The sequence below is a fragment of the Nonomuraea lactucae genome (genome assembly GCF_003313395.1).
GTDB classification, from domain to species: domain Bacteria; phylum Actinomycetota; class Actinomycetes; order Streptosporangiales; family Streptosporangiaceae; genus Nonomuraea; species Nonomuraea lactucae.
Genome location: NZ_QNFZ01001055.1, coordinates 1 through 13,005 on the forward strand (window position 1 = coordinate 1; position 13,005 = coordinate 13,005).

A 13,005-nucleotide genomic window follows, 5' to 3' on the forward strand; every position below is an offset into this window, starting at 1 on the left:
CGCCAGCACCGCCCAGCCGGCCGCCGTGGTGGCGGCGGCGAGCAGGGCCAGGGCGCCCAGCGTCTGGCCGTCGGGGTGGATCAGCGCCTGCCCGCGCAGCGCCTGCCAGGTCACCAGGGCGATCAGGCCCGTGTAGGCCGCGGCCGCCACGATCACCAGGCCCGCCCTGGTCCGCTCGTCGCGCAGCCGGGTGACGCGGGTCGCCAGGAACCCGAGGACCAGCGCCACGACCAGCATGACCTGCAGCCCGTGCAGCCCGACGAAATGCGGGATGCGCAGGTCGCCGCCGACCGTGCTCCAGCCGGTGAGCGGCAGCCCGGGGCCACCGTCCGGGACGCCCACGTTGTGCTGGGCGGCCAGGGGGACGGAGTGCCCGGCCGCGTCCTTGGCCGTCCACACCCCGCTGGACCTCATCGGTATGAGGAGCCCGAGGCCGATGCCGGCGACCACGAACGTCATACCCGCACGAATCGCCCAGGTGATCGCTCGATCGCCCAGCCGCTGGAAGATCAGGAGCCCGGCGAGGACGAGGTTCGCGAGCATGAGCGCCTGCACACCCACGCTGAAGATCAACTGAATGGCGTCGTTCAACGGCTCGTCCGCCTCGTTGAAGTGGCTGAACGTGCCGCGTGCAGCCTGTACCGCGATGATGCCGACGTCGAGCATGCCGGCGACGGCGAGCAGCGTCGCCACCCCCCAGGTCCATCGGCTCGCCTTGTGCGGCAGCCTCAGCAACCAGGCCAGCGTCAGGCCGTACACGATGAACGACACGGCGAACTTGACGGGCTTTCCCCAGATCGGCGCGCCGAGCAGCACCCGGTCGTCGGCCACCAGTGCCACGGCCGAGACGACCAGCAGGAGTGCCATCGAGGCGACCATCAGCAGGAGCGGGCGGTGCGGGCGGCGGACCGCCGGAGGAGCTGATTCGAGAACTGCGGACATCGGCTCGCCTTTCGGAGCGGAGCCTTGGGGCTCTCGCGCGATGAATGAACGCATCCGACGTTAGAAATCCGCTCGATCCCGCCCCAGCCTGCCGGCCTCCGAACCACCGGCGGCCAGCCGCCCCGCGGATGGTAGGGCCGGCCGTACCAGGGTGGTCTGACCTGCGACCATCCTGGTCGCTCGCCACCATGCCGTGGCCCGCCGGTGGGTGGTAGCGTCGTCCCATGACACCGGAAGACCTCGCCAACCTCGCGCACCTGCGCCGAGCACGGGATCTGATCGACCGGGATTACGCACAGCCGCTCGACGTGCCGACGATGGCCCGCCACGCGCTCATGTCGCCGGCGCACTTCTCGCGACGGTTCCGGGCGGCCTATGGCGAGACGCCTTACAGCTACCTCATGACCCGCCGGATCGAGCGGGCGATGGCGCTGCTGCGCGGGGGTATGGGCGTGACCGACACGTGCATGGCGGTCGGCTGTACCTCGCTCGGCTCGTTCAGCTCGCGGTTCACCGAGCTCGTGGGGGAGACGCCGAGCGCCTACCGGAGCCGGGAGCACAGCGCCGTGGCGGCGATGCCCGCGTGCGTGGCGAAGGTGCGCACCCGCCCGACGAGAAATCCGCCGAGCAGGATCGGAGAAGCGGGCCGTCCCGCCGCCGCCTAACGTTGGCGACATGACCATCGCACTCCAGTACTGCCACATCACCGTCAACGACCTGGACGAGTCGCTCGCCTTCTACCGCGACGCGCTCGGCCTCGAAGTGCGCAACGACGTCGCTTCCGGCGGCTTCCGCTGGGTCACCCTCGGCAGCGCGACTCAGCCGGACCTCGAAATCGTGCTCTCCGAGCCGCACGCCGGCCGTTCCCAGGCCGACGGCGACGCCCTGCAAGAACTGCTCACCAAGGGCGTCCTGCCGATGACCGTCTTCAGCACCGACGATGTCGACGCGACCTTCGAGCGGGTACGGGCATCCGGCGCCGAGGTGCTGCAGGAGCCCATCGATCAGCCCTGGGGGCCGCGCGACTGCGCGTTCCGCGACCCCTCGGGCAACATGGTGCGGATCCAGGGAGCCAAGGCGTAAACGTGCGGCCGCTGGGAGCGGACCACCGGCCTTCGAGCCGACCCGGAGGGCGCGCCGTCCGGCTGCTCGGTGACCCGCTCGTGGTGCTCAGGAGGGGGCCAAGGTCCTGCTCACGGCGAGCCGTACGACCCTGTCGAGGCCCCCGTCACCGTCGCAGGATGGAGTGAGTACAGGCGGGGGAGGTGCGCCATGCGAGTCACGGCTCAATGGATGACACTTCGCGTGCGGCGGTACCGGTTCGATCGCAACCCACTGCGCCGGCGGTCCGACCGGCTGGAGACGGTTGGCGTGCTGGTGGCCTTGGCCCTGTTCCTGCTCAGCGTCTGGCCCGCGGCCGTCGCGGGAAGGCTGGTCCACGAGGGCGGGCTGTATTCCGAACGAACCGGACCGGGCATCCGCCAGCCGACGACGGCGACGCTCGTGCGGGACGCTCCGGGCTCCGGCTCCATCGGAGAGACCCGGGCTGTGGCGCAGTGGGTCACCCCAGCGGGCCGGCTCACATCGGAGCGGGTGGCCGCACCGGCAGGGGCGAAGGCGGGCACGCCGGTGATCGTGTGGCTCGACGGTCAGGGCGAGGTGACCAGGCCGCCGACATGTCGCGCGGAAACCCTGGCCGGGGCCATCACCATGGGTGTCCTGGTCATGGCCGGCTCCGCGGCCGTACTGATCACGGGCGTCCGAGGGTTCAGGAGGCTGCTTGATCGGAGCCGCCAGGCCGCATGGGAGACCTCCTGGGTGCGAGCCTGCGATCGGTGAGGGCCATGGCCGGATCGCAGAGGGTCGGCGAGGGCGCACCTGCGCAAGGCGGGCGGGGCGGGTCAGGGTCGTGGCGGCGTCGTCAACCCGTGGCGGCGGAGGAACGCGTCGACGAGCCCGTCGGTGAATTCGGGGCCGATCGGCTCGCCGGTCACCAGCACGCGGTAGTAGAGAGGGCCCACGAGCTGGTCCGTCTCGGCTGCCATGTCGAGGTCGGCAGGGAGCTGACCCCGGTCCACGGCCCGTTCCAGTGGCAGGCGGTCGCGGCGGCGTTGCGCGTCGAGGCATCTGGACCGGAAGACCTGGGCGAACCCCTGGTCATGCTGCGCCTGGGCGATCAGCGCCTTGAAGACGGCGCCAGGTGCGGACTCGCCGAGGAAGCACGCCAGCCGGCGCAGATAGTCACGCAGGTCGAGCGCGACGTCGCCCGAATCGAGCGGCGTCAGGTCCTCGGTCGCGTCCTGGAGGAAGGTGTCCATCAGGACGTCGGTCTTGGTGTTCCACCAGCGGTAGATGGTCTGCTTGGCCACACCGGCCCGCGCGGCGACGCCTTCCATGGTGACGCCGGCGAAACCCTTCTCGACGAGCAGGTCGTCGGCCGCCTCCAGTATCGCCAGCCGGGCCTCTTCGCTGCGTCCGTGCCGGTTTCCGTGGTGACGCCGCCCCGATCCGCCGGTGCCGCTCGGCTCGGCAGCGCGTGTCACAGATGCCATCCCGCCTCCCTTTCGGAGCAATGATATTCAGCTCTAGAAATGACGCAACGTTGCGTCTACTCTAGCGCTCATGACATTCACCCACACGCTCGCCGACCCGCGAATCGTGGCGGCCCTGAGCCGCATGTTCGAGCGAGCCGAGCAGGACGAGACCACAGTCGCTCGCGTACTGCCCGGCGGGTTCGCGGCGATGTCGCCCCAAGAGCACGCGGACGCCGCGGCGGAGATCTACATGCCGATCTCCGCCGCGGGGGGAGAACTGCTCTACAACCTGGTCCGAGCCGTCCGTCCGACCACGGTCGTCGAGTTCGGCACGTCCTTCGGGATCTCCACGCTCTACCTGGCCGCAGCGGTACGGGACAACGGCGCCGGACGCGTCATCACCACGGAACTCAGCAAGGACAAGATCGCCGCGGCGCGCCGGACCTTCGCCAAGACCGGCCTGGACGACCTGATCACCGTGCTGGAGGGAGACGCCCGCGAGACCCTCCGCAGCCTCGACGGCCCTGCGGACTTCGTCCTGCTGGACGGCTGGAAGGACCTGTGCCTGCCCGTACTGCGACTTCTCCAGCCGCGCCTGCGGCCGGGCACGCTCGTCGTGGCCGACGACATCGACCTGAGCGGCCTGCGGCCGTATCTCGACTACGTACGCGACCCAGCGAACGGCTATCAGAGCGTGTCCTTCCCTGTCGAGGACGGCATGGAGATCAGTTGCCGCCTCTGAGTGACGCGGCGCGGCGGACGTGCGAGGCGCGAAAGGGCAGGTTGCGAGATGGACACTGGGGCGCGCCCAATGGGTAGTAGCTCCGGTCCCGCAGGTGTGCTCTTTCCGTACATCGACGACTCCTCACTGAGGACGTGCGTGTCGTGCTCTTCCACCTCGGCGATCTGGGCCGGGCTGCTACGGAGGCGGGGCCGCGGGGCGCGGAGACCCCGTCGGCCCCGGATGCTCGATGCAGCCCTCACGATGGAGGCGTAGGGGCGTCATGGGGACGGTGAGCGGGGGCGCCGAGCGCGGCCGGATCCGCGCGGTGGCATGCCTGGCGGTCGCCGTGCTGCTGGCGGCGGGGGCCGCCGGATGCCAGAACGAGGAGCCCAAGCCGGCCGGTCGGACAGGCTATGCCCCGGCGCCGTGTCCGGCGCCGAATGTGTCCGGCGTGTCCGCGCTCGGGCCGGAGTTCAGCTGCGGCTACTTGACCGTGCCGGAGAACCGCGCCAAGCCCGGCGGGCGCACCATCAAGATTGCGGTTGCCCGGCTCAAGGCCGCCGCGGCGCGGCCCAGGCCCGACCCGGTGGTGTGGCTGACCGGCGGTCCGGGCGGGTCCGGGCTGCTGGACGCCTTCACCGTGATCAGGCACAAGCCGGCGATCAATGCCGACCGGGACGTCGTCTTCGTCGATCAGCGTGGCACGGGGCGCTCCGATCCGCTGCTGAGCTGCCCGGAGATCGACGCGTTCACCCGCCAGGCCGTCACGCTGGTGTCCACCGATCCGGAAACCACCCGCAAGGGCGTCGAGGCGACCCGGTCGTGTCGCGCCCGGCTGGCCGGGATGGGCTATGACCTACCGGCGTACAACACCACCGAGAACGCCGCGGACATCGCCGATCTGCGCACGGCGCTGGGCATCAAGGAATGGAACGTCTACGGGGTGTCCTACGGCACCGATCTGGCCCTGCAACTGCTGCGCGACCACCCGCATGGGATCCGGAGCCTGGTCCTGGACTCCGTCGTCACCCCCGACCGCAACCTCCTGGAGGGCTTGTGGATCAACGCCGCCGACCAGTACAGGGCGATGTTCGCCGCGTGTACGGCCCAGCCGGCCTGCCAGGCGGCCTATCCCGATCTGCAGGCGGAGTTCGCCGCCACCGTGCGACGCCTGGACCGTCGACCGCTGACGGTGACTGTGCCCGGCGAGGCGGGGTCCCCGGCCACCACCGTGGTGTTCGACGGTTACCAACTGGCCAACATGGTCGTGGTGGCGGCCCTGCCACCCTGGGCGCTGACCACCGTGCCCGCCGCGGTGCACGCCCTGGCCGCCGGCAACGGCCTGCCCGCGGCCAAGACCGTCCTGGCCGGCCAGTCCCCGCCCGGCTTCGTCGGCTGGGGCCTGTTCTACGGGGTGGTCTGCCGTGAGCAGGCGGCCTTCACCGACCACGCGAAGGTGCGGGCCGCGGCCAGGGCCGCCCTGCCGGACTTCCCCGACCGGGTGCTGTCCCTGCTGCCGCAGCAGGAGTTCGTCGCCCGGATCTTCGCCGACTGCGCGGCCTGGGACGTCGGACGCGCCGCTCCCCGGGTGACGGCCCAGACCCGCAGCGGCGTACCCGCCCTGCTGATGTCGGGAACCTTCGACGGGCCCGCCGGAACGCGATGGGCCGCTGCCGCCGCCACCGGCCTGTCCCACTCTCGTACCCTGCGGTTTCCCGGACTCGGCCACTCGGTGTTCCTTCAATCCGGCTGCGCCCGAGCGATTCTGGTCGGTTTCTTCAACCAACCGTCCGGAGGCTACGACACCTCCTGCGTCGACACACTCACCGTTCCCCCCTTCGCCACCGGTTGAATCACCTGCGCCGACCGCCGGTGTCATGTGTCGGATCCTCGCGGTATGCCGAGGGTGGCGAGCAGATCTTCGTGGAACTGGATCCACAGTATGTGGCAGGAGTCTCGGTCGTGGCCGTCGACCCAGGCGCGTTGCCCCATATCCACCTTGCGCAGCGCTGAGGAGTATCGGTCGGCGTAGCCGTCGAAGCGCGCCAAGCACTCGGCGAGCTGACTGCACAGCTCCGTGAACGACCTGCCTACATTCGCCAGCGTCCGGAGCACTCGTTCGTCCCAGCGCCAGTCGGTGTGGTCGTTGAAAGCCATGGGATCGAACCTCATCGGCCGTATCTGCCAGTCGGTGCAGGCGGTGCCGAAGCGCCGGTTCAGGGGCACGAAGGCGGCGTGCACGCTGGTGACGGTGTCTCGTGTGGCCGTCCGGTCGAGTTCGTCGGCCAGTCGCCTCTCGTTCTCCACGCGGCCGGTGTCGGTCAACGACCAGCCCGAACTGCCGGCGAAGCTCGACTGGCGAACCCAACCCCTGGCCTCGAAGTCCAGCAGTGCCTCCTGGACCGTATCGACCTGAAGCCCGTAGCGGGCGGCGATGCGGGATGCCGTCGGGAAGCCCAGCACCCGGACGCCGTGAAGTGCCAGGTCCTCCGGCGCGGACAGGTTGGTCACGTCACGCACTCCCTCGGTTCTCAACGCGGCCCGTCACCCGGCCGAACCGCTGCTGCGCCGCTTGGGCGGAGGCCAGTCCCATCGCGCGGGAGATCTGCGGCCAGGACAGGCCGTGAGAGCGTGCGGTGAACATCAGTGCCGCCTCCACCTGATCCACCTCAGCCCGGGCGGCGGGCAACAGGGTCAGCGCCGCCAGCACGGTGCGCTCGTCGATGCCGGCGATGTCGGCGCGCCACAGGGCAAAGTGGATCAAGTCGGCCGCCGAAGGCGGCTGGCTGTTGTGCAGCCAGGGCGCACGGGGAAGCGTCGATGCACCTGCGTCCAACAACTGCCTGCGCGCGTCGGCCTCGCGGGCGGCCTGCCCGTGGTCAGGGTCTGTGTTCTCCATGCCGACCACCTTGAGCACTCAACGCATTGTTGTCAACAGAATGTTGATACTGATCGTTTCCAGTGGGTGGTCGGTCGCGGGCCGCGCTCGAGTTCCTATAGTGCTCCCGTGGACTCAACAGAGCACACTCTCGGAGCCAACTTGCGAGAGCGGCGCCTGCAGACCTTCGCCGGGCGGATGCCGGAGCTGGACGCGTTCAGATCGATCCTCGCCGGCACTGCGCCGCATTCCGTGCTGTTCGTGTCCGGTGCCGGCGGGGTCGGGAAGACGACTTTGCTCCAACGCCTCGCTTGCGAGGCGTTGGAAGCGGGCCGGCCAGTGGTGGAAGTCGACGGGCACGACGTCGATCCTTCCCCGGACGCCTTCACAGCAGCCGCGGACGCGGCGATGCGAGACCCCCGGGCGGTCCTGCTGATTGACACGTTCGAGCGGTTGCAGGGGTTGGAGAAGTGGTTGCGGAACCACTTCCTTCCCAGGCTGCCGGACGGGGTCGTGGTGGTGGTCGCCGGGCGGAGACCTCCACATCACACCTGGTCGACCGATCCGGCCTGGTCCAAGCTGCTCGCGCTGAGCACGATCGGAGACTTCTCGCCGGAGGAGGCCCAGTCCGTGCTGCGGGCCTGGGGCGTCCCCGACGAACTGCGAGACTCCCTCCTCGGGTTCGCCGGCGGGCATCCGCTCGCGCTGAGCCTGGCAGCGGTCGTCGCAGTCCGGGACACCACGCACAAGCGGGACTGGACACCGACGCACGACGTCATCGCCACCCTGCTCCAACATCTGGTCGGTGACATCCCGTCGCCCGAGCACCGGCTCGCCCTCGAAACGTGCGCGCACGCTCTGACCACGACGGAAGAGCTGCTGCGGACGGTGGTCGGCGAGCAAGCGCCGGAGTTGTTCCGCTGGTTACGGCAGTTGCCGTTCATCGAATCGGGCCGTAACGGTCTTTACCCACACGACGTGGTGCGGGAAGCGCTGGAGTCAGACCTGCTGTGGCGAGACCGCGAGCGGTATGGGGTGATGCACAACCGCATCAGGGAGTATCTGGAGGACCAGCTGCGTTCCGCCCCGGAGTCGGCGATCCAGCCGGTGGCACGGTCACTGACGTATCTGATGCGCAATGGACCGGTGAAGATCTCGTTCACATCGTGGCTGCCCACCGGTGAGGTGCACGAGGACAGATACCGGCCGTCCGACCGCGAGCACGTGCTGCAGATGGTGTCCGACATGGAAGGGCCGGAGTCGTCCGCCATCGCCTCGTTCTGGCTGGACCGCCAGCCTCAAGCGATGCGGCTGTACCGCGATCCGCACACCGGTTCGGCGCAGTCGTTCCTGGCGAGCCTGCACTTCACCGATCCGACTGACGAAGAGCTGTCCACCGATCCGGTCGTTGCGGCGGCGTGGCGACACGCGCGCACGAACGGGCTCGTCGGCTCCGGGGAAGTCGTCGGTGTGGCGCGGTATTTCGTCAATACGACGCATTATCAGCGTCCGCATCCGACCGTCGACATGATGCGCCTCATGATTCTCGCCGAGTGGTTCCGGACACCGCGTCTGGCTTGGTCGTTCGTCGTCCTGCGAGACCGCGCGTACTGGGAACCGGAGCTGAGCTATCTTGACCTGAACCCGCTCGGGACCGATGTCGAGGTGGGCGGCCGCGCCTACACCCTGTTCGCTCGTGACTGGCAACGGTTGCCCACGGTCGCCTGGGCAGAGTTGTTGTCCGCCCGATTGCTCTACGGACCGGACGTTCCCGTGCGGCAGAGCGGCACGCGGCACGAGCCGATAGGTCGTCCCGAATTCGACACCGCGTTGCAGGACGTTCTGCGGTTCTGGCATCGCCCCCAGGCGATGAGCGGGAATCCTCTTCTCGCCAGTCGCCTGGTGATCGGGGCCGATCTCGAACAGCGTCAGACAGCGTTGCGGCGGCGGATCAGCGGCATACTCGACCAGATGGCCGCCGATCCGCACACCGCCAGGGGCGCTGACGCTGTTCGTGCCACATTTCTCGGCCGGGAGGGGACCCAGCGCGGAGCCGCCGCCCGGCTCGGAGTCCCATTCGGCACATACCGGCGGCACCTGAAAGCCGGCCTTGAGTTCCTGTGCGACCTGCTGTGGCAGCTCGAAGCGAGTCATCCTCCACAAAGGACGGACGACTCCGGATCATAGGGCCAGGGCGACGAATTGGGTGACCTCGAGAGGGTGGAACCCGTCGTCGCTGACCAGCAACAGGACGCGCTCCCCGGACGGAAGCACGTGACCCCACGCCATCCCTTCGAGATTGTCGAGTTGCCGCAGCGGAAAGTCGTCGAAGTCGGCCACGAGCTGCTTGTCCAGCGCGGTGACATCGACACCGGCCAGCGCGTCGACGTGCTGGACGTCCATCGCCTCGCGCAGGCTCACCTCGTAGAGCCACACCTTGAAGCCGTATCCCGGCATGAACGTACGTTCCAGCACCAGGAGGCGGTCGGTGGAGTCCGGATAGGCGAGAATCGCGGCCACTCCGTGCACCGGTGCGCCGTCGACGCTCGGTTCGCGGAAAAGGGCCTCCTGCCGATATGCGTACTGGCCGAGCACCTCGCCCTGCCGGGTTTGCAGAGTGATCCGCGACAGGGCGCCTTCCGTCGTCGTCGCCAGCGGGCCGTCCTGGAGGAGTGGACCCTCCAGCGCGCTGGCGAAAAGCCTCCCGTGGGCACAGAAGGTGATCGCTTCGAGCGCGTAGTTGCGGCGGGGGCCACGCGACTGGCCAAGGCTGCGATAGTTACCAGGAAGAGGGAACGCGCCGACGTATCTGCCATCAGGTGTGGCCCGCAGCACCGAGCAGTCGACAATGGGCTCCGCGGCATCCGTGGACCCGGGCCGGCTCCCTTCCTGGCACCACCAGTACTCACCGGTGTGCGGGTCCACTCTGATGTCCTCCGGGTCCACCGCACCACCATCCGCGGCGGAGAACGGCGAGTAGCGCTCACCCTTCGGATTTCGCAAGGTGTGCACACCGGTGAGGATGACTTCCCCCGGACCCGATTCGTCAACTTCGATGGCTGCGGTGTAGAAGCGCGCCGGATGCAACTCGGAGCGATCATCGCTGATCAGCACCCACAGACCTGATCGGTCGTCGAAGTCGATTCCCGATAGTCCACCGACAGTGGTGCCCTCGAATCGCATGCGGTGGGGAAGAATCCGCTCGCCGAGGAAACGCGCCCGCGCCGCCTGGCGCCCGCGTGTCACTTGCGTCTCCGTCATGCCGGCAACGCTAGGAACCGGAGATGGTCACGTTGGATGCCAGCTGCTGCTCAGCCGATGCCTGCTGCTGCTCAGACGTGCCCCCGCGGGTGGAACTGGCAGGAACGACGGCGCCCGGCAGTGCCGGCGAACCCATGGCCATCCTGCTGCGGAGCACTGATGAGCAGCCTGGTGGCATCGGATGAGCTCCCAACCAGTCAGCTGAACCCCCTAGTTTCGCGGCGATCATCAGCTCGACGCGAAGGAGATGTTGTGCGGAGAAGACTGCTGATAGCAGTCGCGGCGCTGGTGGGCCTGCTCGGCTCGTTGGTGACAGCGGTGTTACCCGCCTACGCGGTGTACGACGGCGTGGAATCGTCGACCCTCGACGGTCAGGTGCAGTTCCGGATCAAGGGTCGCTACGCATGTGCGGGCACACTCATCGACGTACGGTGGGTCCTGACCGCCAAACACTGCGTGGAGATAAACGGAGCGACGCCTGACAACAGTGTCATCATCATCGGTTCCCGGGAACTCGATCAGGGCACGGTGCGAGGCATCGACAGATTCATCCTGCACGGCACGATGGATGCCGTGCTGCTGGAACTGGACGAGCCTGCGCCGAACCCCGAGCACGTGATCGGATACTCCCGGCAGGTGCCGGTCGTGGGCGCGAACATGGCCATCCGCGGTTGGGGATACTACAGACGCGGCAGCTTGGAGTCGTCACCGACGCTGCGGGTGGCGACCATGCGACTGGCCGACGACAACTACGATCCGGGGAACGGTGTACCAGGCACCGGGATGCTCCTGACCTCGATCGGTGCGGGAGTGACCGCACCTGGGGACTCCGGCGCCGGTGTTTACCTACTGGGCCGCATTTACGGTGTTCTGCGGGCCGGTAACGGCACGAGCAGCAGTGACGCGCTCAAGACGGCGTCGATCGCAGACTGGATTCAGCAGAATTCTGGCGTATCCCCCGAGGGTGCGCTACCTGACCTGCGGGGCGCCAATCTGAGGATCATGCCGCTCGGCGATTCCATCACGGTCGGTGTCGGCAGTTCCCACAAGGCGGGTTACCGGTTGCCGCTGTGGAACAAACTGTCCGGGAACACCGTCGACCTCGTCGGCTCGTCGCGGTCCGGTCAGGTGCCCGATCCCGACCACGAGGGGGAGAGCGGCGCGGTGATCGATCGGATCGCGGACAACGCGAAGAGATCGCTGCCCAGCCGGCCCAATGTGGTGACCCTGCACGCCGGCACCAACGACATGGACAGGCCGTTCAACCCGGACACCGCACCGGATCGGATGGCCAAGCTGATCGACCAGATCACCGAGGCCGCGCCGGACGCGACGGTGGTGGTCGCCTCGCTCGTCCCCGCCAGGAACTCCGCCACCCAGGCCAGGATCGACAGGTTCAACGGCGAGTTGCTGAAAATCGTCAACCGGCGGCAGTTGGCCGGCAAACACGTCATGCTCGTCGGCACGGAGGTCACCACCGCCGACGTACCCGACGGGCTGCACCCCAACGACACCGGGTACGCCAAGTTGGCCGACGCCTTCTACTGGGGCATCCTCAGCGCCAACGCCGCCGGTTGGATCAAGAGCCCGGTCAATCCGGGCAGCGGCACGTGCACCGACACCGCGGGCCGGTGGGTCGACCGGGGCCAGGTCGCCAGCGGGGTCGCGAGCCGGGACAAGGTCAGGTTCGCCGACATCGACGGCGACGGCCGCGACGACTACCTGGTCGTCGACGACAAGGGCGCCGTCCACGCCTACTGGAACAAGGGCGGGGACCGGCCCGACGGCAACGGCGGCACCATTCCCGGCTGGATCGACGGAGGCCGGATCGCCTCGGGAACCAGCCCCACCGACGACGAGAAGATCCAGTTCGCCGACATCAACGGAGACGGCAAGGACGACTACCTGAAGGTCAATGTCGACACCGGAGCCGTCCACGCCTGGTTCAGCGCCGGCGGCGACCGCGGCGACACCCCGGGATGGATCGACGCCGGCCAGGTCGCCTCGGGGGTCGACGCCTCCGGAATCACCCACTTCGCCGACATCGACGGCGATCGCCGCGACGATTACGCCGTGGTCGACGCGAAGTCCGGAGCGGTGCGGGTCTGGTGGAACAAGGGCGGGGACCGGCCCGACGGCGACGGCGGCACCATCCCCGGCTGGATCGACGGAGGCCAGATCGCCTCGGGAGTCAGCGACGGCCGCCGGGTCCTGTTCGCCGACGTCAACTGTGACACCAAGGACGACTACCTCGTACAGAACTCCCAGACCGGGGCCTTGCGGGCATGGCTGAGCGCCGGCGGCGACCGCGGCGACACCCCCGGCTGGATCGAACGAGGCCAGATCGCCTCCGGCGTCGGCGACCCCGACCACCTCGTCTTGGCCGACCTCGACGGTGACGGCCGCGACGACTATCTGCTCGTCGGCGACAACGGCGCCGTTCGCGCCTGGATCAACCTGGGCGGCGACCCGGCCTGACACCGGCCGAACCGGGAAGCCCCCGAATGGCCTCGCGAGGTTCGCAGTGTCACCCGGATCGCGGGCGCTACGCCCGCGATCCAGGTGACAGGCCGGCCGGGGCTTCCAGACCGATGCAGGTGGTGTGCCCGGCCCTCGACCTGGTGCGCCGTGCCCGTCGTCTCGTGCTCGTGGGTGACGAACGTGCC

The 13,005-nt window shown here is 68.7% G+C and carries 12 protein-coding genes; 7 read left to right on the forward strand and 5 right to left on the reverse strand.

The genetic code is table 11. From position 1 onward, the window contains the following. Positions 1–942 (reverse strand): hypothetical protein (locus tag DQW85_RS41080; protein WP_113705159.1); only part of this gene is annotated, 942 nt, incomplete at its 3' end. Between the two features lie 224 nt (positions 943–1,166). On the opposite strand from DQW85_RS41080, the gene DQW85_RS41085 reads away from it, so the two are divergent. From DQW85_RS41085 to DQW85_RS41095, 3 genes are all read left to right on the forward strand, one after another. Then, the gene (locus tag DQW85_RS41085) at positions 1,167–1,607 is read left to right on the forward strand and encodes a helix-turn-helix transcriptional regulator (RefSeq protein ID WP_113705139.1); all 441 of its coding nucleotides are present in this window, start codon (positions 1,167–1,169) and stop codon (positions 1,605–1,607) included. Positions 1,608–1,617: 10 nt separating this feature from the next. Continuing rightward, complete coding sequence (locus tag DQW85_RS41090; protein WP_113705140.1) at positions 1,618–2,025, forward strand: VOC family protein; 408 nt, start codon at positions 1,618–1,620, stop codon at positions 2,023–2,025. A 210-nt stretch (positions 2,026–2,235) separates the two neighbouring features. Next, on the forward strand, positions 2,236–2,781 hold the full coding sequence (locus tag DQW85_RS41095) for an Rv1733c family protein (RefSeq protein ID WP_162795781.1): 546 nt from the start codon (positions 2,236–2,238) through the stop codon (positions 2,779–2,781). 62 nt (positions 2,782–2,843) lie between these two features. Here the strand turns inward: DQW85_RS41095 and DQW85_RS41100 are convergent, their stop codons facing one another. After that, a complete protein-coding gene (locus DQW85_RS41100; RefSeq protein WP_113705142.1) occupies positions 2,844–3,494 on the reverse strand; it encodes a TetR/AcrR family transcriptional regulator in 651 nt (216 codons plus the stop codon). A 70-nt stretch (positions 3,495–3,564) separates the two neighbouring features. On the opposite strand from DQW85_RS41100, the gene DQW85_RS41105 reads away from it, so the two are divergent. Beyond that, positions 3,565–4,218 (forward strand): O-methyltransferase, encoded by a 654-nt coding sequence (locus DQW85_RS41105; RefSeq protein WP_113705143.1) that lies wholly within the window; start codon positions 3,565–3,567, stop codon positions 4,216–4,218. 262 nt (positions 4,219–4,480) lie between these two features. Then, positions 4,481–6,052, forward strand: a complete 1,572-nt coding sequence (locus DQW85_RS41110; RefSeq protein ID WP_162795782.1) for an alpha/beta fold hydrolase — start codon at positions 4,481–4,483, stop codon at positions 6,050–6,052. A 23-nt stretch (positions 6,053–6,075) separates the two neighbouring features. On the opposite strand, the gene DQW85_RS41115 is transcribed toward DQW85_RS41110, so the two are convergent. Both DQW85_RS41115 and DQW85_RS41120 read right to left on the reverse strand, forming a co-directional pair. After that, positions 6,076–6,711 carry a transcriptional regulator gene (locus DQW85_RS41115; RefSeq protein WP_113705160.1) on the reverse strand — a complete coding sequence of 212 codons (636 nt, stop codon included), beginning with the start codon at positions 6,709–6,711 and terminating at the stop codon, positions 6,076–6,078. Between the two features lies 1 nt (position 6,712). Further along, positions 6,713–7,117, reverse strand: a complete 405-nt coding sequence (locus DQW85_RS41120) for a DNA-binding protein (RefSeq protein WP_240197759.1) — start codon at positions 7,115–7,117, stop codon at positions 6,713–6,715. A gap of 90 nt (positions 7,118–7,207) precedes the next feature. On the opposite strand from DQW85_RS41120, the gene DQW85_RS41125 reads away from it, so the two are divergent. Further along, positions 7,208–9,265, forward strand: a complete 2,058-nt coding sequence (locus DQW85_RS41125) for an ATP-binding protein (RefSeq protein WP_162795783.1) — start codon at positions 7,208–7,210, stop codon at positions 9,263–9,265. Here DQW85_RS41125 and DQW85_RS41130 read toward each other — a convergent pair. Beyond that, a complete protein-coding gene (locus DQW85_RS41130) occupies positions 9,260–10,339 on the reverse strand; it encodes an esterase-like activity of phytase family protein (protein ID WP_113705146.1) in 1,080 nt (359 codons plus the stop codon). The genes DQW85_RS41125 and DQW85_RS41130 overlap by 6 nt on opposite strands. Before the next feature lie 252 nt (positions 10,340–10,591). Here DQW85_RS41130 and DQW85_RS41135 point away from each other — a divergent pair, with 252 nt between their 5' ends. Beyond that, positions 10,592–12,817 carry a GDSL-type esterase/lipase family protein gene (locus DQW85_RS41135; protein ID WP_162795784.1) on the forward strand — a complete coding sequence of 742 codons (2,226 nt, stop codon included), beginning with the start codon at positions 10,592–10,594 and terminating at the stop codon, positions 12,815–12,817. The last annotated feature ends 188 nt before the right edge of the window (positions 12,818–13,005 follow it).

Bases quoted from the DNA above. Each gene is read 5' to 3' on its own strand.
- DQW85_RS41095 (WP_162795781.1), top strand. From the start codon at position 2,236: ATGACACTTCGCGTGCGGCGGTACCGGTTCGATCGCAACCCACTGCGC.
- DQW85_RS41085 (WP_113705139.1), top strand. From the start codon at position 1,167: ATGACACCGGAAGACCTCGCCAACCTCGCGCACCTGCGCCGAGCACGG.
- DQW85_RS41130 (WP_113705146.1), bottom strand. From the start codon at position 10,339: ATGACGGAGACGCAAGTGACACGCGGGCGCCAGGCGGCGCGGGCGCGT.
- DQW85_RS41105 (WP_113705143.1), top strand. From the start codon at position 3,565: ATGACATTCACCCACACGCTCGCCGACCCGCGAATCGTGGCGGCCCTG.
- DQW85_RS41090 (WP_113705140.1), top strand. From the start codon at position 1,618: ATGACCATCGCACTCCAGTACTGCCACATCACCGTCAACGACCTGGAC.
- DQW85_RS41100 (WP_113705142.1), bottom strand. From the start codon at position 3,494: ATGGCATCTGTGACACGCGCTGCCGAGCCGAGCGGCACCGGCGGATCG.
- DQW85_RS41110 (WP_162795782.1), top strand. From the start codon at position 4,481: ATGGGGACGGTGAGCGGGGGCGCCGAGCGCGGCCGGATCCGCGCGGTG.